Origin of the sequence: Azonexus hydrophilus, assembly GCF_038368255.1 — a bacterium.
GTDB classification, from domain to species: Bacteria; Pseudomonadota; Gammaproteobacteria; order Burkholderiales; family Rhodocyclaceae; genus Azonexus; species Azonexus hydrophilus.
Genome location: NZ_CP151407.1, coordinates 191,108 through 212,720, shown reverse-complemented (window position 1 = coordinate 212,720; position 21,613 = coordinate 191,108). Strand labels below are relative to the sequence as shown.

Below are 21,613 nucleotides of genomic sequence, written 5' to 3'. Positions count from 1 at the left end.
GCTCTGTCATCCTGTGCTTGCTGGCGAACTGCCGGCATCCCGCCTAATGACCTTGCATGCGCGAGTACCGAGCCACCAATGCGCTACAACGGGGGTCCGGGGCGATGCGACGGGGGCCAGCAGCCGTCTCGCTGGCAACAAGGATGTTGGCTTCGTAGAGAAACCGTGAGGCCGTGCATTTATCAGAGGCGTCGGACTTGCCAGAATGGGCGGCACGGATGAACGCTGGGTCGTGAGGGGCCAGCATGACCAGGCGCTCGATTGCTCGCGTTGAAGCCACGTAGAACAAGCGTCGTTCGCTTTCTACGTCTGCTTCCGTATGGCCGTCCCGCAGCGACGGGAAGGCGCTGTCTGATAGCTCAGGGAGAATGACGAGCGGCCACTCAAGGCCCTTGGCACGGTGGCAACTGGTCAATTCAACGCGGTCGTTCTCCGCACTGGAATTCGTGTAATGAATTGCCAGTTCATCGAGAAACGCACAGAACTCGCCTGGGGAGTAATTCTGCGAAGTCGCGAGCGTCATCAGTTGCGTGATCATGTGCTTCTTTTCGTTGGCGTCTCGCAGATCAGGCGTATTCCGGTCAATCTCTTTGTAGAGGTTGGTCTTGTCGATGATGGCAGTTAGCAAATCGCCTGCCTTCATCTTGGCGCCATGGCTCATAACCCAGCGCCAGCGCGACAGGGCTTCAAACCGGCGATTCTTGGTGAAGCTCTGAGCCTTGGTGTCACTGTTGAAGTGGTGCTCGGCGATCTGCAAGAAGTGTTCTGGTGAAGCGCTGGCCTGTTCGCTGATGGCGTCCAGTACCGGTCGGCGAAGGTAGAGCGTTGGCGTTTGAAGTAGTGCGTTAAACAGGGCAAATCGCCGGTCACTGTCGCTAATTGCATCAAAGCTACCGGAGGCGAGTTGCAAATAGGCACGAAGGCCAAGAACATCCGCCCGGTCGAAGAAGGGGGAAGCCCCAGAGATCACGTAGGGAATGCCCGAGCGGAGGAGGGCAATTTCAGTCGATGGCGTGTGCGAATACTCGCGGAAAAGCACGACGGCTTCTTTCAGGCTGCGGCCAGTGGCAACCCACTCTTTTAGAACGGTGGCTACTTCCGATCCATTGCTGCCTTTGGGCAAGCGAACATCGAGCGTCGTTTCGCGGTCTGTCCCGGAAATGCAGAGCTTATCCGTCCGGTTTTTGTTCTTCGTGATGACGAAATTCGCCATCATTGAGAGCGCATGGCCGTAGCGAAAGGTGTGCGGGAGGGTGTAACGGGTGGCGCCAGGGAAAACCGCATGGAAAAGATGCGTCATGTAATCCGGCCGAGCACCTCGCCAGGAATAAATGCACTGGTCGTCGTCACCAACGGCCATCACCGAAGCGCGGGTGCCGGCGATGATGCGCAGCATCACAACCTGAAGCTCATTTACGTCCTGAAATTCATCCACGATGATTTCGTCGTACCGATTGCCGATCAGTGCGGCAAGCTGGGGATCTTCGACCGCTTTCATCACGGGGTCGTAGATCAGGTCAGAGAGAAATCGCAGCCCCTTTTCTTGGCGGATTTCCTCGAAGGTGTTGAAGCCGTACAGAAAGCGCTTGTCGACGCCAATGCTGGCCGTGCGTTCCTTGTCACCGGGGTACATGTCACCCTTGAGTAGATCGACCGCCTCAAGGAATCTGTTTTGCACCTCGTAGGTCAGGTCAAGCTTATCGTCGTCAAAGCTGTTTTCATTGACCTCGGCAAGAACCTGTTTGGCAAGCTGTCGAAGCAGATAGTTGTCGGTTTCCAACCGAGCCGACCGAAGATGGCCAGTGCTTTCCAAGCGCTTGCAAAGACGCAGGCCAAAGCTGTGGAAGGTCTGAACCTCGGCTGGGGTTAGGCCGTGCGCTGCGCATTCTCTGGCAAGGCGGCGCACGAACTCCTTTTTGGCGCTTCGGTTGAACATCAGCACCAGGATGCGGCACGGATCAACGCCTTGTTTGAGTCGGCGAATCACCCGTGCAACCATTGTGTGCGTCTTGCCCGAACCGGCGACCGCACCAACGATGGCGTGGCCGTGTTCATGATCGACCACGGCGGATTGTTCGGGGGTTAGCTGACCGCTCACAGCGCTCAGTCCGAAATCATCGCGTAGCGCGGGAATTCGAGCGTCGTCATCGTGTTTTTGTAGGAAGGCCACGACTGGGTGTCCATGCTGCGCTTGAAAGCTTCCAGGCCGCGACGGAACTTGCGGTGACCGTTTTCCAGCATGGACGCGCCGGCGATATGCGGCCAAACGCCGAACGGGGCTTCTGTCTCGACGGCAACGAAGATGAAATCGATGATCGAGCCGGTGAAGCGACGGGCGGCTTCCGTGTACATGGCAGACTGTAGATCGTAGTCGAGGCGAGCCGCTTGGCGAACAAACGCTTCCGGGCGGGCATCGCCACAAGACTTCAAGTCCCAGATGGCAAACGGGTCATTGAGCGCATCGAAGCGAACGCGGCACTGAACGCCGGTTTCTTCGTCCGTCCAGAACACGGAAAATTCACGGCGGGCCGTAGACAGTGCCTTGAAGATCGGGAATTCGTCGAACTGCATTACGCTGTCGCGCATCCGGGCAACCCGGTCAAGCTCGTCGTCCGTCAGGATGATTTTTCCGGGGTTGTTAGCACGAAACTCGTCCCACTTCTTGCCACGACGGATGCCCTTGTAGCTGAGATAGTCGGTGGCAAAACGTTCCGGTTCCAGAAGGATCGCGTGCAGAGCCGTACCCAGGTCGTCACTGGGTTCAGGAGAGAAGGCCTCGCGCATCGCTTGGAAGTGTGCGGGAGAGCGCAGGATGCTCTTGATACCAGAACAGGAAATGGATTGGGGCAAGGAATGGTATTCGCCATTCGTCAACTCCAGCGCATAACAACCAGGCGTGGCGCCCTCAATGCGGCGAGGGGTAGGGGAGGCCACCAGAACATCGCTGGCGACGGCATCCGCCTTCACTGGCGTCTTCAGCTTCGGCATTACTTTGCGAACCGCCTTCTTTGGCATCGCTGGCAGAGTCAGCGGGGAGGGGGCGATAGGAGCGGTGTTAAGCATTTTGGAACTCAGTAAATGTTGTCTGGATACTTCCATCATACGGATCAGAGACGCCATTTCCACCCCGAAAACGCGGCCTTTTGGAAGGCGAGAAAAAAAAAGTGAAATTGCAAAATAGGCCTTGAAAACGGCAAGACGGATGATAAAAACGGCCCATGAACAAAATTATCTGCTGGAGCACATGGCTCGATCAAAAAACCATGTCCTTCCTTGTCCTTGACCAGATCGCACGACTGGGGCGCTTGGTTAAATCCGTGTATATCGATGGGCCGCGTTACCACATCGCAGCCGAACACCTTGGCGAGGGTGCTTTCGATACATCCGCCCGAACTGGAACTGTCTCAACGGAAAACCTGCTCTCATTGGTTGTCATTCTCGGTATCGCAAAACGGCACAGCAACCGCCTATTCCTATCCACCAAGGATGGGGTTGGCCTGGGCGTACCAGAAGCGATTTCGGCCATTCTGAATGAGGTGACGACAGGCCTTCCGGAAGACATAGGGACGCTCATACAAAACAGTTGCGGCATCCCGAAAGTTATCCACAGAAAATGTGGATAAAAAGCGGCAAAAAAGAAATTAGTCTCAGCAAAACAGCAAGATAGAAAACGCACAAAGAACAGGCAAGAACAGGAAAATGCCCAACAATTCAATCCAGGAAAAGACCAATCAAATGCACGGCATCATCAGCACGCTGAATCAGGCTCTACTATCGCCAGACGCCGAGGAGGCCGTGTATTTCACGATGCAACAAGCTTCGATCAACAATCCGGGGATTAATATCCGGGACTGTATCTCTCAGGTCTTGAGCCACAAAACAACCATGGTAGATGGGCGTCCTTACGAGCTTCGGCTGATGGCAATACCTGTTGTCGGCTCTTTCCAGCTTGAGAAAGGCGCAATCAAAAACTGCCGGCAGATCCTTTTGAACGCCAAGCAAATGGGACTGACCGGCAAGATGGATGGCGTTGTTATTTTGGATGCGCCTCTTTCCCGTCGCTACCTCCAGCAGATCGGCCTGGGCGATATCAACGAATTGGCTGTGCGGCTTTTTGAACGGGGGGCACTTAGTAAGGAGCAAAAGGTCATCCCCGACAAGATACAAGGAGAGTCGGATCTTCATGGATCGGTCGTGATTGCTTTGGCCTACTGGAAGAAGGGGGCTGCCACACCGAAGCTGGTTACCAACGCTGAATACCGGCGTGACTTTGCCAAGCTGGTCGAGAATCAACTCCGCTTCGAGGCCGCAAAGCCTGGGTTCATCCCACAGATTCACGCGCACCCGATGCAGAACCTCTTGGACGCAACAGCATTGTGCTTGAGAGCCACACTAGCGTCGCTGCTGCCGCGTGTCATTCAAGAAGGCAACAATGTCAGGATTCAGGTCGCCGACATGGGGGGCGAACACCATCTACTCATTTCGGATGCAAATGGCCCGATGGAGAACGGCTTGGCAATTTCCGTTGATGAAATTCGTGACGGGAATCTCAGCGAAATCATTGAGTACATTAAATCCGAATGCTGCGCCAAAATCGGGGCGGCAGGGACTGATCTGAACTACGGCCACGGCAAGTTTGTTGAAAGTGGCATCAGTTATCAAAAAACCGCCTTGCATTAAAAAAGGCGGTTGAAATGCGAGGTCCGCTCCGTAAACTGGGTCACATAGAGGTGTCTTTTCCGGCACCGGACCCAGTTTGAGGAATGCAACCATGATCAAGAATCTCGCTATCACCATCCCAACGCTCGGCGCAATCCGCCTCGGCGAAGTTGCCGTGGATGCCAAGGGGCGCCGGCTACCTGTCCGCCTGAATCACTTCATGATCACTGGCCTGTTCCGTGGCAAAGATCAGAAGTGGGTCAAGCATCCGATGCATACCTCCGTCGCCAACGAAGCCAAGGTGCCGGAAGACAAGGTGACGGAAATCCCGATTCGCCTGATGTTCAACAATGAGTCGCTGAATATTCGCAGCCGCTATGAGGCCTACGATGAAGGGCGCCTTGTCTGCGCTGGCAATGGCGAAACGGCCCGCCGCCGCAGCGGTGAAAACATCACGGACTGCAAGTGTCCTGGCGCCGAGTTCTGTGAATTTGGCAAGACCAAGCGCTGCGACCTCTTTGGTCGTCTGAATGTGCAGATTGAAGGTCAGGACGATCCTTTCTCCAGTTTCATCCTCCGCACGAAGTCCGTGAATTCGGTCAACGCCTTGACGGCGAAGATCAATAACATGGCTGCATTTTTTGGCAACCGGCTGGTTGGACTGCCGCTCAAGCTAAAGCTGCGCCAGAAGGCCACGGCGGAATCCTACTGGACTCCGTTCTGGTTTGCCGACATCGTGCTGGCCACTGACATCTTCAGCGCTGCCAAGGCAGTTGATGATTACGAAAAGAAACTGGCGCAGGCGGGGATTTCTCAAGCGGCCTATGAGCAAACCGTGCTTGCGGGCTTCGACAACGGACCATTCGAGGAATCCTTCGGCGACTTAGGCGCGGAAATGTCATTTGACGAAGATGCGCCGGCCGAGGGACCGCAGGCCGAGGAACCGGCAGCACAACAGGAAGGGGCCGAGGTGACCGTTGAAAAGGCGTTCAGCGAAACCGCAGACGACCTAGAAACTGACGTTGCGCCTAGCGGGCTTGCTGGCCTGCGTGCCTTCCTGGAGAACCAGCAACTGGCGCCGAGTGAACCGGCTGTGCCGTTGGCTGCTGCTGCCTTGCCGGAAGAGGAAGAAGCGCTCGCTTAAAAGAAATTCGCCATGTCTTTCGTCACCATCACCACTGCTCAGAATTCCGAAAGTGCAGATATGCGCTTCGTGTTCTCGCCGACCAATTCTTGGCAGGCGTTTGCGGTGCTTGGTTTGCCAGAAAGGCTGGGCCATCTGGAGGGTAAGGGGTTGTCTTTGGCGAAAGCCGTGGAGACATGGAATCTCGCTGTTCGCAGTCGCAAAGCAGCGCTCCAGGTGGCCAGCGTGTCGGCAAAGATTCGAGCCATCATCAACGCAGAGCGGGACGCCAAAAAAGCGGCCTCCAAAACGCAAATCATCCCCGCCTCGATGCTTTCATAACTGCCGTTCAAAAGTCTGCATGGAACACCTTTTCCCTTTGTACTCCGCGATGCCTCCGGACATGATCCGAGTGATCAATTCGTGCAAAAGCGTCATGCCGGCCATGGTCAACCTACCGCATACACTCAGCCGCATCACCGACAAAGCCGTGCCGGTAGAAATCTGCCCGTTCTGCGAAGGGCGGGTCGCGTTGGTGAACAATGCCTGCTTTTACGGGGGGCGCGAATACGGTTGGCCGCTGGCCTACGCCTGTGATGACTGCGGGGCTAGGGTAGGGTGCCATCCGGGATCTACCGTGCCTCTTGGCACGTTGGCCGACAAGCAAACTCAAGCTGCGCGGAAAATGGCGCACGATGCCTTCGATCCAATCTGGAAGGCAAGCGCCCTGCCTGGTGCGCGTAGGAGAGCGTACGCAGCCTTAGCGAAAGCGATGGGGGGCGTTGCCCATATATCCTCCATGAACGTGACCCAATGCACGAAAGTTGTCGCGATCTGCGCACGGGGAGGGCTGACGCTATGACGCCGCTACGCAAAGCACAGATCAATCTGTGGATCGCTTTTGTCAGTATTTTCTTCGCGATCGGAGGCATTGTGATGCCGGTCCCAGCCCAAATGCTGGACCGCTTACCGGCTTACATTCAAGCGAACTTCGACGCAATAAACCTGTGGGGGAATCTGGCATTAGTCCTTCTCGCAGTCGTTGCCGTTTTCCATAATCGCGCAAAGATCAATCGTCTTTCGAGGCCAGCCGCATGAACCTTTATATGCAACTCACCGCGGCCGCCAACTCCGGCACGGTGGATTCAAACTACTACAAGGCGCTCTTGGCAAACCGCAATGTCAGGCCAACAGCCCACCGGGTCCAGGTTGGCTTGAGCAAAGAAGAAGAACGCCTCATTGAGTTCCTGAAAGAACCCCGGAACGCCAAGGAGATTGCGGCCGAATTTTCCATCACGGTATCCGCCGCAAATGCATGGCTGCGACGGCTGGAAGCCAAAGAGCGTGTATTCCGAAGTGCTGGCCGAGTGTTGCTGTGGGCGAGCAAGAAGCCGGTGGCAGAGCAGTAATGGATATCAAGCACAGATTCATCTCAGCGTACGCCCTGGGGATAGTCACTGCTGCCATGTTATCTCTTGGCGTGGCGCAGCAAACCAGACTGCAAACGCAAGCTGAAATTTTTAGCGTGTGCAGTTATATGCAGACGCCGGAAGATGCCAAGCGCTGTGAGTTGGTGCTGAACGGCAACCGGGCCAGAGGGCGAGGGGAGCCATTATTCCGGCTGGTACGCAGCCAAAACAAGACGGATCTCCAGTCCAGGTCGGGCGTTCTTTTCAAAAGTCGATTCAACGATTTGATTAAGAGTGTCATTGTCGATAGCACGCACGAAACGAGAGTGCGCCTGAGTAACGGCGCTGAATGTGTTGTGTGGGTTGGCAATACCGAAGATCGAATGACGCCGCTGGACGATCCAAAGATGTTGAGTTCGGCGATTCGCCTTTATGGTGACCAGGACGCTTCGCTGAAACGCATTTCGAAAAGCGAGCTTGGTGGCAAACAGGCCGTGCTATTTGAAGCGGACAACCAGCGCGGCGCCTACATTGATGATAGTGCAAACAACGCTGGGATTTGGATCACTTGTCTTGGGCAAGATCGCGGGCTGTCCAAGGCCACGAATCACCTTTTGGGCACAGTTATCGGGTCATCAAAAAAATTCTGACGATGAAAAATCTAAGCTTGGGATTTCTGATTAAGTGGGGAGCCATCGGGCTGGCGCTGATCATGTGCGTCCAGATAACTCCCCTCTATGTTGATGCCTGGAAGACAAAAAAGATTGTCGATCTGGCCGCTGCCAAAAGCATCGGCATGAGCCGTGCTGAAATCATGGCAGAAGCGGCAAGAAAGATTGACGAAGCCAATCTGGCGTCAGTCCCAAACAAGGGCTTGATCAAGGTCGACCGCGTTCGAGAAGGGTGGGTCGTATCTGCCGCCTATTCCACCGAGAAGCATATTTGGGGGAGGGTCACCTTGGTCTTTGATTTCGATCTGGCATCAGATCGAGCCTTCATGCGATAGAGACAATCAATTTATCACTGGATAAACAATCGTTTTTGGCAGACGACAGGCGTTGCTTCACTCCATAAAGTTCGTAGCTTCATGGTTTCTTTCGCTTGCGCCTCATGCTTAATGTCCTGACATCCCTACGCAAACTGATCGGCCCGCTCAATTCTGGAGCGCAGTGCAAAGCCTTCCTCGCGCTGGTAAAGTTCAGCGGCCAAAATCCTTGGCGCGTCTATTCGGATTGCCGCGATCTGTGCGGCAAAGAAGTTGCCGATGCAGGCCTGTGTTTTGCCTTCCCTCGCGACATGGATACGCCAATTGCGATGCGAATCGCAACATGGGCAGGTGAGGCTGATCCGATTTCCCAAGTCGAATGGGAACAGCAGACGGCTATGCGGAAAATCCTGAGCAATAGGGCTTCGGTTATTGACCGCTTTTACCCGCAAGCAACGCTGGAATTCGAAAAACTGATTAAAGAAGGCGTTGATCGGGCGAGGTTCAGAAGCGAGATGTTGATGTTCATGTCTCGTTCGGAATACGCCTATCTCGTCAATTCAGTGGCCGTATAAGGCAACGTCAAAACCCCGTTTGTGTTGGAAAAACCGGCGTTTTAGGAACGCGACCTGCGTCTGATTGTTGCCGAGAATGGCCTCTAATCTATTAGGGGCCTGTTCTATGACTGAAGAAGCTATAGCGATACCGCAAAAGCCATTTGTGGATCTGGCACGGTTCCGGGAGGCTATCAAGTGGGCCGGCACGGTGCTCTTTGCTATCGGCGCCATAGCGATCTCTGTTTTGCCACAGACGGCAGAAAGCTGGATTCCGTTTGCCGGCTTCGCCATCGGCCACGCAATGTGGCTCGGTGCCGGTTTCTTAATGAGCGACAAAGCAGTGATGGCGCTCAATGGCATGTATCTCCCAATCGATTTCTACGCAATTATTGTTCGACTTTGAGGTGTCTTATGGGCGCAATTGAAACGGATCAAATGGAAGCTGGGGTTACTTTTAAGCAAGAGGAACAGCAGGCTACCATGGCGGTTTATACGGATGAACGCGCCAAAAACGAACTTGGCGCGTGGCAAGGGGGTATCCTCGACCTGGCCGCCAGTATGCTGACAGACGGCGAGCAGGAAAAGATTCAGGCACAGGCTGATGTCTGGCAACACGCCAAGGCAATCCCGTTCCCGAAGCGGGATGCGATCAAGATTCTCCCGAACGGCTGCTTGGTTTTCGATGTGGGTGTCGGCCAGCATCACGTTCATTTCTGCGTGTGGATTACGGCGGGCGAGTGCCGGATTGGCGCCAAGGTTGCTACTGCATTGATCGGCAGCGAGATGATGCGTCGCAGGGTATCCGAGGCTTATGATGGCAAGCCTTGCCAGCGAGAAGTCCCGGTTGGACAAATGATCATGTTTGACTGGATCTTCCGTGAAGGCTTTGCCGGGTTCGATACGATGACCAAGGCAATGCGCGATCCACTGCTGGGCGCTGTGGTTGCTCGACGAATCGGTGAAATCCTGACTCATCTCTACGTCAACATCCTGTCCACGATCATCGAGCACAACCAGATGGCCATCACGATCACTCCAGGGAGTCGCGGCGTCCGTCGCATCAAAAAACTGGTGTGCGTTAGTGGAGACCGCCCAGGTTTCATGGCCTATACGGCGTCCCGCGGAATTCGGATTCGGAGTGAATTCCCTCTGGAGTCAAACTCCATGATTCATGTCAGCGTGGAGACAGACGAAGGCGGGAATGGCCTGCGCTGTGGCATCTTCCACGGCGAAAACGGCGAACCCTTCAACATCCGCAGCATCACCTAAAAATAACTGATGAAATTCGTCGTCAAGCCGGTCTTGGCGACGAATTTTGGCTTCCGCTTGCAATGTCCATTTCGATCAAACTCGTAGCCGCGCCGGCCTTCTCTATTGCAAGTACCGCCGCCCTTGCGGGACTGTCTTACACAGGGGTGGAATCCAATTCTGTCATTTTGGGGATTGCCGCACTCGGAATCTTCGGATCGATCGCGCTGGCCTGGCTGGTACTTCGGCAATTGCGGCTCGGCATCGATGCTTTGGCGCATGCCATGGACACCGCCGCCAACGGCGACCTTCGCACCAAGATTCCTCAACGTCACGACGAAATTGGCCTGGCTGCCGATTCATTCAACCGCCTGATCGAGACAATGCGCCAGATGATTGGCGACGCCAGATCGGCCGATATGAAACTGATTGCGGTTGCCGGGGGAATGGCTGGCGAAGCTGCCATGATGGCCGAGCGCAATAGCGTGATCGCCGAGCGAATGCAGGAAGGGTCAGCGGCGACGGAGCAAATGGCTCACGCTGCCACGGATATTTCCGAACACGCCGTCTTGGTGTCGAATCACGCCGAGCAAACGAGAGTAGCAGCAGGCGATGGCATTCTCGACATGAAGTCGGCGATTACTGGTGTTTCAGATGCCGCCAATGCCATTGAGTCGGCATCGGCATCCGTAGTAAATCTATCCGAACGAATTACTGAGATTGGCGACGTAGCAGGCATCATCCGGGAAATTGCGGATCAAACAAACCTGCTGGCCTTGAACGCCGCCATCGAAGCGGCTCGCGCCGGCGAGGCTGGCCGTGGATTTGCCGTGGTTGCCGATGAAGTGCGGAAGCTGGCAGAGAAAACGTCCGCCTCAACGGTGAGAATCACTGACAGCGTGAAGGCTGTTCACGGCGCAGCCCAGGCGGCAACTGAGGCAATGAGCAAGACCAAGGATCGTACCTCAGTGATGCGCGAAGGGATGATCCGACTGGACGCCTCCCTCCACAAAATCAATCAGCAGGCGCTAGGTCTTGTGGGGGTCGCGCAATCGATTGTGGCAGCAACCACAGAGCAACGTGTTGCAAGTGAAACCACGGCGGGATCGTTCAGCCTGATCAGCCAGTTGAGCAACGAGTCACAGTCCATGGCCAACAACCTTCGTAGCTTGGCCGACCAAGTGAAAGATTCAGCATCCGAGACGGATTTCAAGCTGGCGAGGTTCAAAATTAGTGCAGTCGATACGCCGGATCTGATTAAGTGGTCGAGTGCCATCGCCACGGGCAATAAGGACATCGATCAACAGCACCAAATTCTGATCGGCTACATCAACCGACTCAACTTGGCGATGCAAACGAACGACACATCGGCAACCAAGGAGGTGGTTTCTGGACTGGTTGAATACACGGTTGATCACTTCGCGTTTGAAGAACGCCTGATGAAGCAAACGCAGTACCCTGATTACGATGCCCACAAGGCTCGCCACGAAGACTTGTTGAAGACGGTGACCCAACGAACGGAAGCGTTTATGGCGGGCCAGTTATCGGCGCACGAAATCATCGCTTTCTTAACGGAATGGCTGACAGTTCATATCCAGAACACAGATAAGGCGTTGGCAAAACACCTTTGCTAGTTCACATCGAAACAGGAGAAAGCGTGGGGAAACATCAAGAAATAATGCAGGCCGAAAGCATCTGCGGTGACATGTCGTTGCTTGGTCTGGCGAAGGAGTATCACTCATGGGCCACAGAGGAGGCCGTACGTCGGTTGTCTGTTCTTGAGAGCTTCAGCCAAGGAGAACAGTTGCTGACGACAGAAGGGATGCGTCAGTGCTTGGACGCGTACCTTGGTCTTGCCCACCTGGCGGTGCTGGTTGGAGATGCGGCTGAACGACATGAGGTTGCCGTGCCGGCGCTTCGAGACAAGACCAAGCAAGAAGTTTGCTGTTACCTTGGCACAGCCAAGAGTTACTACGACGACCTGAAGACTGTTTTTCAAGTAGTCGAGCAACCAGAAAAAAACTGACCGGAATCAACTCAGCTTCATCCTGATAACCGCCGATCAAACAGTGGGTTTTTGGCCTCTCTTGTAAATCAATAACTTGCAAGCGCTTGCCAGTGGCAATCCCCGCCTGAATCAAGGCTGAACCAGTCTGTTTAAGGTGGGGTGCGTCACAACCTCGCCACACCGGCTCCGCCCAATTTCCGCCGTTTCGACCCGGTGATAAGCACGGTGCATTCATGAAAAATCAGCTACGAACGATCCTGGTCCTTGGCGTCACTTTGGCCGTCGCTTGGGGCATCGTCAAATGGTCGTTTGAGGATTTCTACCTCGGGCAGGGACAAGTAACCACGCAGGCCCAGGCCAGGCCGTTACCCATGGCCGCGCCAGCCTGCGGGCCACTACCCGGCCTGGGTACAACATCCTTTCTCGACAACGGGACGATTCTGCGCGAGAACGTCCATTACGGTGTCCTGGCGATCAGGAACGATCAGCCGGTCACGGTGGTTGCCGTCCTGGGCGACGCGTCGATGACCCGACGCTATCAAGCCATCACGGTAGGACCAGGCAGCGAGGCCAAAGTACAGATGCCCGCCGGGTATTATGGACTCGGGATCATGTCGGGACGCGCCTGGTGCAACCTGGATAGGGGCTTTACGGATGGCACGAAGCATTCGATCAACGGCGGCGTCACGATCAAAGCCGACTCCACAATTCAGACTATAGTCGGAACCGGAGCGGTGCCAGGCGAAATCTCGGTCCTCTATCGCAACCAGTACCGCATGGAAGAAACGCGGGATGGCGGTCTGGAAGTCCGCCAATCGGTAAATGGCTACATCACGTCGGGCAGCGTCAATGGAAGGCCAGCGTCGTTTATGATCGACACCGGGGCATCGCAAGTATCTTTGCCCGCCTGGCTGGCCGAACAGGCAGGTATTCGATGCAATCAATATGCTCACTACTCCACTTCGGCTGGATCAATTTCCGGATGCACCGGCACGGCTGCGGAAGTGAGCTTCGGACCATTCCGCCTCCAGAATGTAGAGGTCGCCGTCATTTCGGGCGCCGAAAATGCCCTGCTGGGCATGGACGTACTGAGGCGCTTCAACATGGTTTGGCGTGGGGATGCGGTTCGCATCACTTCCATGGAAGCCGGAAGCCAAGCCCCAAACGGACCACTAACCGCGAAAGCCTTTGCCCCTGTCGTTCCATGGATCACGCCTGCTCCAGTACCGCAATTCATGTCGCCGGCGATGCAATCAGCCAAATCATATGACAGGAGCCTGGAAATGGTGCTCCAATTCGGCCTGCCATTGCTCGCTGCAATCGTTGGTGTAGCGTGGGCCAAACGGCGGCAACGCCAGCAGGTTGAGCCCCGTCGCCAGTCGGCAAAGGATTGCTACTACAACCCGAAGGAATTTCGATCTGAGCGCCAGGCCCCTCAGCGCAACTCGCAAACGCCAGGCACGCCGCAAAGTCGATTGCTGTTGGCATGCGGAGGCGACAAAGCTCGCGTGGCACGTCTGATGGAATACGAGAAGCGAAAAGCACCGTCAATCACAGATGCCGAAGCGGCGCGACGGGCGCTAGAACGTATTGAACGAGATAGACATTAGGGGCAAACATTGCAAAGAAAAACCACTCATCCCCGGAATGGAGAAAAATCAATGAAAGAAAGCAACCGCGAACTAATCAGAAAGGCAATGCTCGAAGTGCTAGAGCATGCCTTAATTGCAATACGCTCGGAAGCGAGGCTCGTGCTGAAGGGGGTTTCCCCGGAAGGCCCGGTGTCTTCGATACATAACATCGCAGACATCGTGCATTACTTTCCAGAGATGTTGTCCGACCCCTCGCGATTTTCGCTGGAGCGTTACCGCGAGCATCTGGATCAGTGTTCGATCGACGGTGCGTGGCCATCCGGCCTTGTTCTTCAAGCGCTACGACGACTCGAAAGTGTTGTGGAGGACGTTCGGCGCGATGAGGCTGCCGTCTAGCCGCTGATTGATGCCCAACCGTTTCGGCGGGGAGGTCAACTGCTCGAAATCGGTGGTCAGATCCGATGAGGTTGGCAGGTCAGGTCGGATGCGTTTGGGTAGTCAACTGGATGTAGGTTCCGCAATCAATTTCATTCTTGCCCGCAATGATCGCAAGTCGAATAGAGCAATTCGACATCCCGTAATTCTCCGCCGATTTCAACAATATTCTTTCCAAGTTGGGGCGTAAGGCTTCCTTCGCCGCAAACCGGGCAGGGGGCCTTGTTCTGGCAATTGCTTGATCTCATGAATCCACCTGCTTGCCGATCCAGGCGGTCATTTTTCTTCAGGGTCGATCTTGTTGATGCTCAATAGGCTACGCCAGCCTTCAATGACCCCTTCTTTGTAGAGATCGCGGAAAAACGCTTGCCCCGCTTCGGGCATTATCGCTAGGAATTCCTCGCGGCGACGTGCAATTTCGAGTAACTCGTCGTCACTCAGTTCTCTCGCCGGCCGGACGGCGGGCTTAGGATCGGCGAGAAGCGGCGTGTGGCGACGCTTTGGGTACTGGCCGTCCATTTTCGTCGATCAAAAAGGGGGTGAATGGGACTCCTGCAGACTTCAAGGACTCTGCAAGCATCCGCGAGTAGCGGCTCCCAGGATGCCCGAAAATAACAGCATGGCTTGATTGTTTGGCAAGTGCGATAAGCGCCTGATCCTTTACTGGGTGAGCCGGCGTGTCACGAATCGGGCTGTGAATGGCGGGGATGTAGTTGTTGATCGCCCAAAGTTCCGCCATGGCATCGACGCCCCTTCGACAAGGAATGACGATTTGATTTGGCGGGGATTTCTGCACGATTGGGGCGATCTTGCTGGAGAGCAGGAAGGGATTGAAGATGTCAGTGTCGCCGCTAATGAGGAGCGATTCGATCTTCGACCTTCGCAGGAAGCTCAGGGTGGTATCGACGACTGCGGCTGCCCAGCGATTCTGTCCGTCCTCCCCTAGCCAAGCTTTGCCGAGCTTATCGGCGCTGCCAATCGATAGTCGCTTCCGATAGAGATGGACAGGCAAGGAAGGGAGGGCGCAAAACTGCTTCCAGAGCGCCATCCTGATGATTTTGTCCTGGTGGTCGACCCACTTGTCGGAGGAAGTGGATCGAGAAGCCTTCTTCGCTTCAGACAAAGACATGTCGAGGACTTGGCGTCGCATCGCCTCGTCAACACCCCTAAACGCTTCGGAAAAGAGAAAGACAGCAACCGATGGCGCTGTCTCTGGGCCTCCGCTAAGAAAGCCCTTTTGGTCTGCCCGCGGGGTGCGGTAAGTTTGAAAAGGAAAGAGCCCGTTCGGCGTAAAGCCAGCAGGAAATAGCCGCCGTACAAACTCCGGGTTACTGGGATCTTGGGTCATGTGCGCTAGAAAGCAGTCAATGCGCAATGGTATGACGCTGCGGGGCGCTGCGTTAAGCGGCAAAAACGTGGCTTTGGGCCATGCAATCAGGCTGTCTGGGCGGGAGGTGGCGTATTGTCGTCTTCCTGGTTCTCTTTTTTGAGCATGGAATTCAGCAGCGTTCGGTAGTCCTCGCGAAGCTCTGCCAGTTCAGTGGCCAGGGCGGTCGATCTGGTTTCTTCGACGCTCAGGCGTAGGCTCTTTTGCTGTAGCTGCTCGAAAACACTGGTGTACTTCGTCTTATAGAGTTCTGCATCAGAGCTTAGTCGAGCAATATCTTGGGACATGGACTGACGGATCTGATCCGTCTGCATCATTAGGTGCTTGCGTTCGCCGGCGGCAATCTCAGCGTCACGATTGCGTTCGGCAATCAGGGTTTGTCGAATGCTTGCCACGTTCTCTTCGTGATCGGCATGTATACGCGCCAACTCGCCGGCGTGCGCCGTTTGCAGATTCGCAATCGATTGAACGGCAACAACATGGTCTTCGCGTAGGTTCTGGTAGGTATCGGAGAGGGTGGCGACCTCTTGCTCAAGCTGGGCTGTACGCGAGAGCAAGTCGTTGTGCCGGTTTTCCATGCCTTGCTTCTCAGCCTCTCGAAGCGCTACGAGATTCTGTAGCTCTTGCACCTCGGCAGCCAATAGCTTGTTCTCGGCTATGAGTGCCGATTTGGCGTCTTCCAGTTCGGCGGCTTGCCGCTCAAATACCGATTTCTCAGTCAGAACACGATTCTCGGCGTGCTCAACGCTTGCGGCCATGATGCCTTCGGCGGCGGTTAGCAGCGCCCGAACAACAGAAGGGTTGAGGGTGTCGCCGGCCTGACGGGCATCTTTGAGGCTCTGGCCGGTTTCCATGACGAACCTGCTCATCATTTCTTGAACCACGCTGGCGCTGCCGCGCCGCCCCAGTCGCCCGTAGATGTTGTCGAACGTGATCCGTCCGCCTTCGGCCATCTCGTCAATGATGGCTTGAGAAACGGACTCGTAATTGACGCTAGACGGGCGTGCCATGGCGAAACCTCGCGGATAAAGGAAGTAAAAGTGAGCCTTTTTGGCCTGGGGACAGGGGGTCGGCTACAGGCGTCTTGATTCTAGCATTACATTTCGGACGTATAACGTATATTTTAGGACGATTAGTGGGTGTTATTTCCCATTATGCCTAATAATGGGAAATAACGGAAAATCGGCGACGCCGTAGGTGTACCTGTCTCGAAGTCTGCCGAAGTAAATTTCACACATTTCCGGAACTAATTGTTCCACATTGACTTTGTGTCGCTATGTGCAAAATTTAGTTCTGGGAATACCACGTGCGGGTTCGTTTTACTCTTGGCATGCGCGAGCCAAGCATTACTGCGCGCCTTTTCGTTTTCTGTTCGGCTTGGCCTCTGATTGTTGCTTCAGTCCGCTCTCGAGCCTAGCGACGTTTTCTAGGGAAGCCGCTAATTCGTGTTCTAGCAAATTTTTTCTAGCATCACTCTCTGCAACGGTTGTGCGCAAAAGTTTCAGCTCGTCGGTTTGCTGTTGCCTTAGCGCCCGTAGTTCCTGGAGCACACCTTCTGCTACACCCAGTTTTTGGCGGGTGTCTGCGAGGTTTGCCTGAAGTTGCGCTACTTCGATACGGTGGCGCTCTTCGGTATTCTGTTGATGTTGGCGAAATTGAGCCAAATCTTTTTGCAATTTTGCGGCGGTAGTGCGTTCCCGATCTATTTCCAGTAAAGCTCGCTTTTCGGAGGCTTCATATCGCTCTTCGGAACGTTTCAATGCTTGGCGGTGTTTTTCTATTTCGGCCGCGAAATCGTGCCGAGCCTCGCTCAATGCAGTTTGGAGAGTGGCTTGCTGGTACCCGGCTGCTTCCAATTGGGATGCCAGAACTGCTTTGCTAGCGCGTTCTGCGGCCAAGTCGCGCTCTAGCTGCTGTATTCGCTCCGTGGCATCCTTGGTTGTTTGCCGAGCCCGATCTCGCTCTACCAAAGCGGCGGCACGTTCTCTCTCGGCAAAATCTTGAACTGTTTGTGCCTCCACTACCGCTGCTTGGGCTTCGGACCTGAATGTTTCCAGCCCCTCCTGGGCGGCCGACTGGGCTTGAGTCCACAGGGCGGCGACTAGCTCCCCTGCCGCCGACTTGAGTGTGTCTGGCAGATCGGGATGCTCGATCCGCACCCGGCTCTTTTCGCGCAGATCCTCCCAGAATTTCGCCAAGGCTTCCGCCGGTGCTGACATGCTGCCCTTCCTGACGTATTGGTACAGCTTGTTGGCCGTGGGCGTGATGCCGTAACGGAAGAAGAGAATTGTGCACACCTCGCGATATAGGTCCTGGGTCTCGGAAACCTGGGCGCGGAGGGCTTCGATGTCAGCGTGTATTTGGGCTTCGTTTGGCATCGCGCAGGTTCGGTGAGGTGGAATTATTAAAATAATACAACGTAAAACATTATATATATAACTAAACCGGTACAACATTTGACATTACGACTATAATGTCGAATTATTGCAAACTGATGGCCTTGAGGAAATACTGAGACCTATATCCACGATTTCAGGCCAAAAATGACTGATACCGCGCTCGCGCCAATCCCTGTTGAGCAGATCCTGTTGCCCGCCGACCTCGACGGCAGCCAAGGGCGCAATCGTGCCGTTGGTCGTGTCGCTCAGATTGCAGCCACCAATGATCTGCAGGCCATTCACGCCTGGTTGGCGCGTTTCATCGAAACCAAGACAACGTTCGACAACTATCGAAAAGAAGCCGAACGACTCTTGCTGTGGTCGACGCTGCAACTGGGCAAACCCCTCTCCTCCCTGACCCATGAGGATTTCCTGGTCTACCAGCAGTTCCTGCTGGATCCCCAACCCCGGGAAAAATGGGTAGCCGGTGGTGGACGTAAGCATCCCCGGGATGATCCACGCTGGCGGCCATTCTATGGGCCGCTCTCGACGGCCAGTCAGCGCCAGGCGATGATCATCTTGAATGTGATGTTTTCCTGGTTGGTCGATGCCGGCTATCTGGCTGGCAATCCCTTATCTTTATCCCGGCACCGGGCGCGACGTGCCAAACCACGGATCACCCGCTATCTTGATCCTGACCTTTGGCAGGAACTGAAAGTCTTCATTGATAGCATGCCCAGAGAAACCGATCGCCAGCGAGCACACTATTTTCGCGTCCGGTGGCTATTCACCCTCCTCTACTTGGGCGGCCTTCGGATTTCTGAAGTCGCTGAAAACACCATGGGCAGTTTCTTTTGCCGGCGTGACCGTGAGGGCGATGAGCGCTGGTGGCTGGAGGTTCTGGGTAAAGGCGACAAGGAACGTCTGGTGCCAGCGACCACCGAACTGATGGTGGAATTAGCCCGTTATCGGCGTGAGATAGGCATGGCGCCCTACCCTAGCCCCAACGAGGAAACGCCTCTACTGTTGCCGATCGGGAAATCGCGTGAGGCATTGACTCGAGCGGCACTGCATTCGATCGTGAAAAAGGTTTTCGAGGGTGCCGCGGAGCGCTTGCGGCAGCGCGGTGATGCGTATGTGGTTCGAGCGGACTTACTGGAGCGTGCTTCGGCGCACTGGCTGCGCCATACCGCCGGTTCGCATATGGCCGATCAACAGATCGACTTGCGCCTGGTTAGGGATAATCTTGGCCATGAGTCATTGAGTACGACGAGCCAATACCTTCATGTTGATGATGACCGTCGCCACAAAGAAACCGAAGAAAAGCATCGCATACGATGGTAAAGGCGATAGCTGAATCTCGGCCATCCGATGACTTTGTATTCCGCCAATCCTGACTACTACTTCCGCGTCGATGCCCATTATGGCTTGCGCTACATGCGCGAAGACAACCAGTTCCGTTTGGCAATACTGGCAGGACGGAAAGCCCCAATCGCAGCATCGCGCCTTGGTTAGGCTAACCGGCAAGTTGACGAAAGCAAAACACTTAGGGGGGATCACCATGCGCAGAGGCCCGCATCGAACAATGAGATCGGAATCCGATGTTTTCGCCGAACTGGCGGTGCTTTCCACAAGTCCAGGATACGTCCATGCTCTTGCTTACATTTGCCACCAAGACAACTTCATCACGTACGAGAAAGAGATGAAGGTGGCGGATATGCAAAAGCTGTTCACGCACAGTCGATTGATCCGCACCGAAATCACCACACTTATTGGTCTCGTGGTGCAGAAAGAGATCGACTGGCAACTTCCAGAGCCTGCGACCATGCAGGAATACATCGATCGAACCTATCGCCTAATGGATGAATTTCACGCAGCAATAGGGGCATCTCTTTTTCACAGTATAAAGACAATTGGTGACCCATCCACCCCACAGGGCTCGATTTTGCGGGAGCCCATTTTCTATGGCGGCGAGTCGGCTTATTCATTTCAGTACCGCGATTTCTCCGTAGAAAAATACGGCCACGATGAGGTGTGGTTGAGCAGCAAAAAAGGGTTCTCTATCCAGGCTGCCGCCGGAGTCGTTCGTGCCATAGGCGAAATACAGAACACAAAAGTTTTGGCAACCCATAGGGCAATGCTCAAGGCTCCTCCCGCCGACTGGACGATACTTCCTGGTTTTTGTCTATCTGCTGAAGAAGTCGAGTGCATCAGCGGCGTTTCGTTGAAGGAAGTAAAGGCAGTACTAGACGCCTTCACGCTTCAAGACCGGAATACGCACTTTAGCGATGCCAGCGCTTTCAACTCTGTTGCTGCGTCTCCCCTGATCCCTCTCCCAGACGGCCGCGTGTTGCTGCTTCAGTATTACAGCATCGTAGAAGCTTTGTATGAGTCGCCTTTTTACTGGATGGCGGCCGATGATGCCTACAAAGCAACAGCTTTTAAACATCGCGGCGAGTTCACAGAATCGTTTGTTGTTAACCGGTTGACCAAGGTTTTTGGAGCAGAAAACGTTCTGCGCAATGTCGATCTATTTCAAGGAAAAAATAAAGCCGGCGAGATTGATGTTCTGGTTACTTTTGGGGATCGACTGATTGTCGTTCAAGCCAAATCGAAGCGACTCACCTTGGAAGCCAGAAAGGGGAATGATGGTCAGATCAAAGCCGACTTCCAAAAGGCAATCACGGACTCCTATGAACAGGGGCTACTGTGTGCTCGGCACCTCTTGGCCGGTGACTGCGTGTTACGCAGTCCTCAGAATAGCGAGATCAAACTCCCCTGGAAACCCAAAGAGGTTTTTATTTTAAATGTCGTCTCAGACCACTATCCCGCCCTTAGCTTTCAAGCTAGGCAATTCTTGAAACAAGAAGTATCCGAAGGCATCAGGCCTCCTTTCATCATGGACATATTCCTCCTTGATGCGATGACCGAGATGCTGGAAACCCCTCTGCGACTTCTCGGATACATCAATCAGCGTGTACTGCATGCCGACAAATTGCTTATACAGCATGAACTGATTGCCTTATCGTTTCATCTCAAAGAGAACCTGTGGCTCTCCGATGAGCATGACATGGTTCTCCTTGACGACGACATTAGCGCCGACTTGGACCTGGCGATGACCATTCGTCGGGAAGGAATTCCTGGCAACAGAACACCTGACGGGATTCTCACTCGCTTTGCTGGGACAGCATTTGAGCGCCTCATTAGACAGATTGAACAGAGAGGTGATCCCGCTACCATTGAACTCGGATTCCTCTTGCTCACGATTGGCGAGGACACGTGTCGCCATATCGATAACGGAATTCAAGAAGTCATACGACAAGCCAAATTTGATGGAGCGGTCCATGACTTCACTGTTTCCCTAGGAGAGGCACAAGAGGGAATTTGCATCCATTGCAATCCAGGGGAAACAGACGCGGCAGCGAAAAAACTCGCAGCGCATTGCCATCTACGGAAATACACACTAAAAGCGCGGAAATGGTTTGGACTCTGTCTTGATACCGATGAAAGCATCCGAACGGGAGTCGTTCTAGATTACCCATGGCATCAGTCAGACGAAATGGACGCTCAAACTGCAGGCATGCAGCGCAGGCCAGGAATAACCCTAAGTGGATCATCCGCTATGAGAGGAAAGGCAAAAATTGGCCGTAATGATCTCTGTCCGTGTGGTAGTGGCATGAAGTACAAGAAGTGCCATCTGGGAAAGGCAGACTGAGAAACGGTAGTTATGAAGCATGCGAATCGAGTCGGGGTGGATGGCCAACTGGCATTCAATGGCGGCCCATGTTTAGGCCAATGAACACCTTATCCGATAAAGTGTTCGACTAATCAC

General features: G+C 54.5%; 24 protein-coding genes. 18 read left to right on the top strand and 6 right to left on the bottom strand.

The genetic code is table 11. The features are described from left to right. Window positions 1-43 precede the first annotated feature (43 nt). Both AADV58_RS17710 and AADV58_RS17705 read right to left on the bottom strand, forming a co-directional pair. Window positions 44-2,170, bottom strand: coding sequence for an ATP-dependent helicase (locus AADV58_RS17710; protein WP_341744585.1), 2,127 nt, complete (start codon window positions 2,168-2,170; stop codon window positions 44-46). Continuing rightward, window positions 2,104-3,120: a PD-(D/E)XK nuclease-like domain-containing protein gene (locus tag AADV58_RS17705; protein ID WP_341744584.1), complete on the bottom strand. Its 1,017-nt coding sequence runs from the start codon at window positions 3,118-3,120 to the stop codon at window positions 2,104-2,106. The genes AADV58_RS17710 and AADV58_RS17705 overlap by 67 nt, the downstream gene beginning before the upstream one ends. 98 nt (window positions 3,121-3,218) lie before the next feature. Between AADV58_RS17705 and AADV58_RS17700 the strand changes: the two genes are divergently transcribed. The 16 genes from AADV58_RS17700 (at window position 3,219) to AADV58_RS17630 (ending at window position 13,977) form a co-directional block, all read left to right on the top strand. Next, window positions 3,219-3,623 carry a hypothetical protein gene (locus AADV58_RS17700; protein ID WP_341744583.1) on the top strand — a complete coding sequence of 135 codons (405 nt, stop codon included), beginning with the start codon at window positions 3,219-3,221 and terminating at the stop codon, window positions 3,621-3,623. Between the two features lie 76 nt (window positions 3,624-3,699). Beyond that, a complete protein-coding gene (locus tag AADV58_RS17695) occupies window positions 3,700-4,680 on the top strand; it encodes a hypothetical protein (RefSeq protein WP_341744582.1) in 981 nt (326 codons plus the stop codon). Window positions 4,681-4,771: 91 nt separating this feature from the next. Further along, window positions 4,772-5,803: a hydrolase or metal-binding protein gene (locus AADV58_RS17690; RefSeq protein WP_341744581.1), complete on the top strand. Its 1,032-nt coding sequence runs from the start codon at window positions 4,772-4,774 to the stop codon at window positions 5,801-5,803. Window positions 5,804-5,815: 12 nt separating this feature from the next. Further along, window positions 5,816-6,124 (top strand): hypothetical protein, encoded by a 309-nt coding sequence (locus AADV58_RS17685; protein ID WP_341744580.1) that lies wholly within the window; start codon window positions 5,816-5,818, stop codon window positions 6,122-6,124. Between the two features lie 19 nt (window positions 6,125-6,143). Beyond that, entirely contained in the window at window positions 6,144-6,644 is a 501-nt protein-coding gene (locus AADV58_RS18695) for a zinc-finger-containing protein (RefSeq protein WP_424243858.1), read from the top strand. Next, window positions 6,641-6,880: a hypothetical protein gene (locus tag AADV58_RS17680; protein WP_341744579.1), complete on the top strand. Its 240-nt coding sequence runs from the start codon at window positions 6,641-6,643 to the stop codon at window positions 6,878-6,880. Before AADV58_RS18695 ends, AADV58_RS17680 begins: the two co-directional genes overlap by 4 nt. Further along, window positions 6,877-7,191, top strand: coding sequence for a hypothetical protein (locus AADV58_RS17675; RefSeq protein ID WP_341744578.1), 315 nt, complete (start codon window positions 6,877-6,879; stop codon window positions 7,189-7,191). The genes AADV58_RS17680 and AADV58_RS17675 overlap by 4 nt, the downstream gene beginning before the upstream one ends. Then, window positions 7,191-7,841 (top strand): hypothetical protein, encoded by a 651-nt coding sequence (locus AADV58_RS17670; RefSeq protein ID WP_341744577.1) that lies wholly within the window; start codon window positions 7,191-7,193, stop codon window positions 7,839-7,841. The genes AADV58_RS17675 and AADV58_RS17670 overlap by 1 nt, the downstream gene beginning before the upstream one ends. 17 nt (window positions 7,842-7,858) lie before the next feature. Then, a complete protein-coding gene (locus AADV58_RS17665) occupies window positions 7,859-8,197 on the top strand; it encodes a DUF4845 domain-containing protein (protein WP_341744576.1) in 339 nt (112 codons plus the stop codon). A 95-nt stretch (window positions 8,198-8,292) separates the two neighbouring features. Then, window positions 8,293-8,751 carry a hypothetical protein gene (locus AADV58_RS17660; RefSeq protein WP_341744575.1) on the top strand — a complete coding sequence of 153 codons (459 nt, stop codon included), beginning with the start codon at window positions 8,293-8,295 and terminating at the stop codon, window positions 8,749-8,751. Between the two features lie 106 nt (window positions 8,752-8,857). Next, a complete protein-coding gene (locus AADV58_RS17655; protein WP_341744574.1) occupies window positions 8,858-9,136 on the top strand; it encodes a hypothetical protein in 279 nt (92 codons plus the stop codon). A gap of 8 nt (window positions 9,137-9,144) precedes the next feature. Next, window positions 9,145-10,002, top strand: a complete 858-nt coding sequence (locus tag AADV58_RS17650; RefSeq protein WP_341744573.1) for a hypothetical protein — start codon at window positions 9,145-9,147, stop codon at window positions 10,000-10,002. Between the two features lie 62 nt (window positions 10,003-10,064). After that, complete coding sequence (locus AADV58_RS17645) at window positions 10,065-11,615, top strand: bacteriohemerythrin (RefSeq protein WP_341744572.1); 1,551 nt, start codon at window positions 10,065-10,067, stop codon at window positions 11,613-11,615. A gap of 23 nt (window positions 11,616-11,638) precedes the next feature. Continuing rightward, the gene (locus AADV58_RS17640; protein WP_341744571.1) at window positions 11,639-12,007 is read left to right on the top strand and encodes a hypothetical protein; all 369 of its coding nucleotides are present in this window, start codon (window positions 11,639-11,641) and stop codon (window positions 12,005-12,007) included. A gap of 215 nt (window positions 12,008-12,222) precedes the next feature. Continuing rightward, window positions 12,223-13,599, top strand: a complete 1,377-nt coding sequence (locus AADV58_RS17635; RefSeq protein WP_341744570.1) for a retropepsin-like aspartic protease — start codon at window positions 12,223-12,225, stop codon at window positions 13,597-13,599. Between the two features lie 51 nt (window positions 13,600-13,650). After that, entirely contained in the window at window positions 13,651-13,977 is a 327-nt protein-coding gene (locus tag AADV58_RS17630) for a hypothetical protein (RefSeq protein ID WP_341744569.1), read from the top strand. A gap of 315 nt (window positions 13,978-14,292) precedes the next feature. Here AADV58_RS17630 and AADV58_RS17625 read toward each other — a convergent pair whose 3' ends face one another. From AADV58_RS17625 to AADV58_RS17610, 4 genes are all read right to left on the bottom strand, one after another. Continuing rightward, entirely contained in the window at window positions 14,293-14,535 is a 243-nt protein-coding gene (locus AADV58_RS17625; protein WP_341744568.1) for a hypothetical protein, read from the bottom strand. Beyond that, window positions 14,483-15,364 (bottom strand): hypothetical protein, encoded by an 882-nt coding sequence (locus AADV58_RS17620; RefSeq protein ID WP_341744567.1) that lies wholly within the window; start codon window positions 15,362-15,364, stop codon window positions 14,483-14,485. The genes AADV58_RS17625 and AADV58_RS17620 overlap by 53 nt, the downstream gene beginning before the upstream one ends. Before the next feature lie 86 nt (window positions 15,365-15,450). Beyond that, the gene (locus tag AADV58_RS17615; protein WP_341744566.1) at window positions 15,451-16,413 is read right to left on the bottom strand and encodes a DNA-binding protein; all 963 of its coding nucleotides are present in this window, start codon (window positions 16,411-16,413) and stop codon (window positions 15,451-15,453) included. Window positions 16,414-16,749: 336 nt separating this feature from the next. Next, the gene (locus AADV58_RS17610; protein WP_341743047.1) at window positions 16,750-17,781 is read right to left on the bottom strand and encodes a DNA-binding protein; all 1,032 of its coding nucleotides are present in this window, start codon (window positions 17,779-17,781) and stop codon (window positions 16,750-16,752) included. 165 nt (window positions 17,782-17,946) lie between these two features. Here AADV58_RS17610 and AADV58_RS17605 point away from each other — a divergent pair, with 165 nt between their 5' ends. Both AADV58_RS17605 and AADV58_RS17600 read left to right on the top strand, forming a co-directional pair. Further along, window positions 17,947-19,125, top strand: coding sequence for a tyrosine-type recombinase/integrase (locus tag AADV58_RS17605; protein WP_341743048.1), 1,179 nt, complete (start codon window positions 17,947-17,949; stop codon window positions 19,123-19,125). Between the two features lie 241 nt (window positions 19,126-19,366). Next, window positions 19,367-21,496: an SEC-C metal-binding domain-containing protein gene (locus tag AADV58_RS17600; RefSeq protein ID WP_341743049.1), complete on the top strand. Its 2,130-nt coding sequence runs from the start codon at window positions 19,367-19,369 to the stop codon at window positions 21,494-21,496. Window positions 21,497-21,613: the final 117 nt, after the last annotated feature.

Excerpts from the sequence above, each read along its gene's own strand:
- AADV58_RS17705 (WP_341744584.1), bottom strand. The coding sequence starts at position 3,120 with ATGGCGTCTCTGATCCGTATGATGGAAGTATCCAGACAACATTTACTG.
- AADV58_RS17700 (WP_341744583.1), top strand. The coding sequence starts at position 3,219 with ATGAACAAAATTATCTGCTGGAGCACATGGCTCGATCAAAAAACCATG.
- AADV58_RS17695 (WP_341744582.1), top strand. The coding sequence starts at position 3,700 with ATGCCCAACAATTCAATCCAGGAAAAGACCAATCAAATGCACGGCATC.
- AADV58_RS17690 (WP_341744581.1), top strand. The coding sequence starts at position 4,772 with ATGATCAAGAATCTCGCTATCACCATCCCAACGCTCGGCGCAATCCGC.
- AADV58_RS17685 (WP_341744580.1), top strand. The coding sequence starts at position 5,816 with ATGTCTTTCGTCACCATCACCACTGCTCAGAATTCCGAAAGTGCAGAT.
- AADV58_RS18695 (WP_424243858.1), top strand. The coding sequence starts at position 6,144 with ATGGAACACCTTTTCCCTTTGTACTCCGCGATGCCTCCGGACATGATC.
- AADV58_RS17680 (WP_341744579.1), top strand. The coding sequence starts at position 6,641 with ATGACGCCGCTACGCAAAGCACAGATCAATCTGTGGATCGCTTTTGTC.
- AADV58_RS17675 (WP_341744578.1), top strand. The coding sequence starts at position 6,877 with ATGAACCTTTATATGCAACTCACCGCGGCCGCCAACTCCGGCACGGTG.
- AADV58_RS17670 (WP_341744577.1), top strand. The coding sequence starts at position 7,191 with ATGGATATCAAGCACAGATTCATCTCAGCGTACGCCCTGGGGATAGTC.
- AADV58_RS17655 (WP_341744574.1), top strand. The coding sequence starts at position 8,858 with ATGACTGAAGAAGCTATAGCGATACCGCAAAAGCCATTTGTGGATCTG.
- AADV58_RS17650 (WP_341744573.1), top strand. The coding sequence starts at position 9,145 with ATGGGCGCAATTGAAACGGATCAAATGGAAGCTGGGGTTACTTTTAAG.
- AADV58_RS17645 (WP_341744572.1), top strand. The coding sequence starts at position 10,065 with ATGTCCATTTCGATCAAACTCGTAGCCGCGCCGGCCTTCTCTATTGCA.
- AADV58_RS17635 (WP_341744570.1), top strand. The coding sequence starts at position 12,223 with ATGAAAAATCAGCTACGAACGATCCTGGTCCTTGGCGTCACTTTGGCC.
- AADV58_RS17630 (WP_341744569.1), top strand. The coding sequence starts at position 13,651 with ATGAAAGAAAGCAACCGCGAACTAATCAGAAAGGCAATGCTCGAAGTG.
- AADV58_RS17625 (WP_341744568.1), bottom strand. The coding sequence starts at position 14,535 with ATGGACGGCCAGTACCCAAAGCGTCGCCACACGCCGCTTCTCGCCGAT.
- AADV58_RS17620 (WP_341744567.1), bottom strand. The coding sequence starts at position 15,364 with ATGACCCAAGATCCCAGTAACCCGGAGTTTGTACGGCGGCTATTTCCT.
- AADV58_RS17615 (WP_341744566.1), bottom strand. The coding sequence starts at position 16,413 with ATGGCACGCCCGTCTAGCGTCAATTACGAGTCCGTTTCTCAAGCCATC.
- AADV58_RS17610 (WP_341743047.1), bottom strand. The coding sequence starts at position 17,781 with ATGCCAAACGAAGCCCAAATACACGCTGACATCGAAGCCCTCCGCGCC.
- AADV58_RS17605 (WP_341743048.1), top strand. The coding sequence starts at position 17,947 with ATGACTGATACCGCGCTCGCGCCAATCCCTGTTGAGCAGATCCTGTTG.
- AADV58_RS17600 (WP_341743049.1), top strand. The coding sequence starts at position 19,367 with ATGAGATCGGAATCCGATGTTTTCGCCGAACTGGCGGTGCTTTCCACA.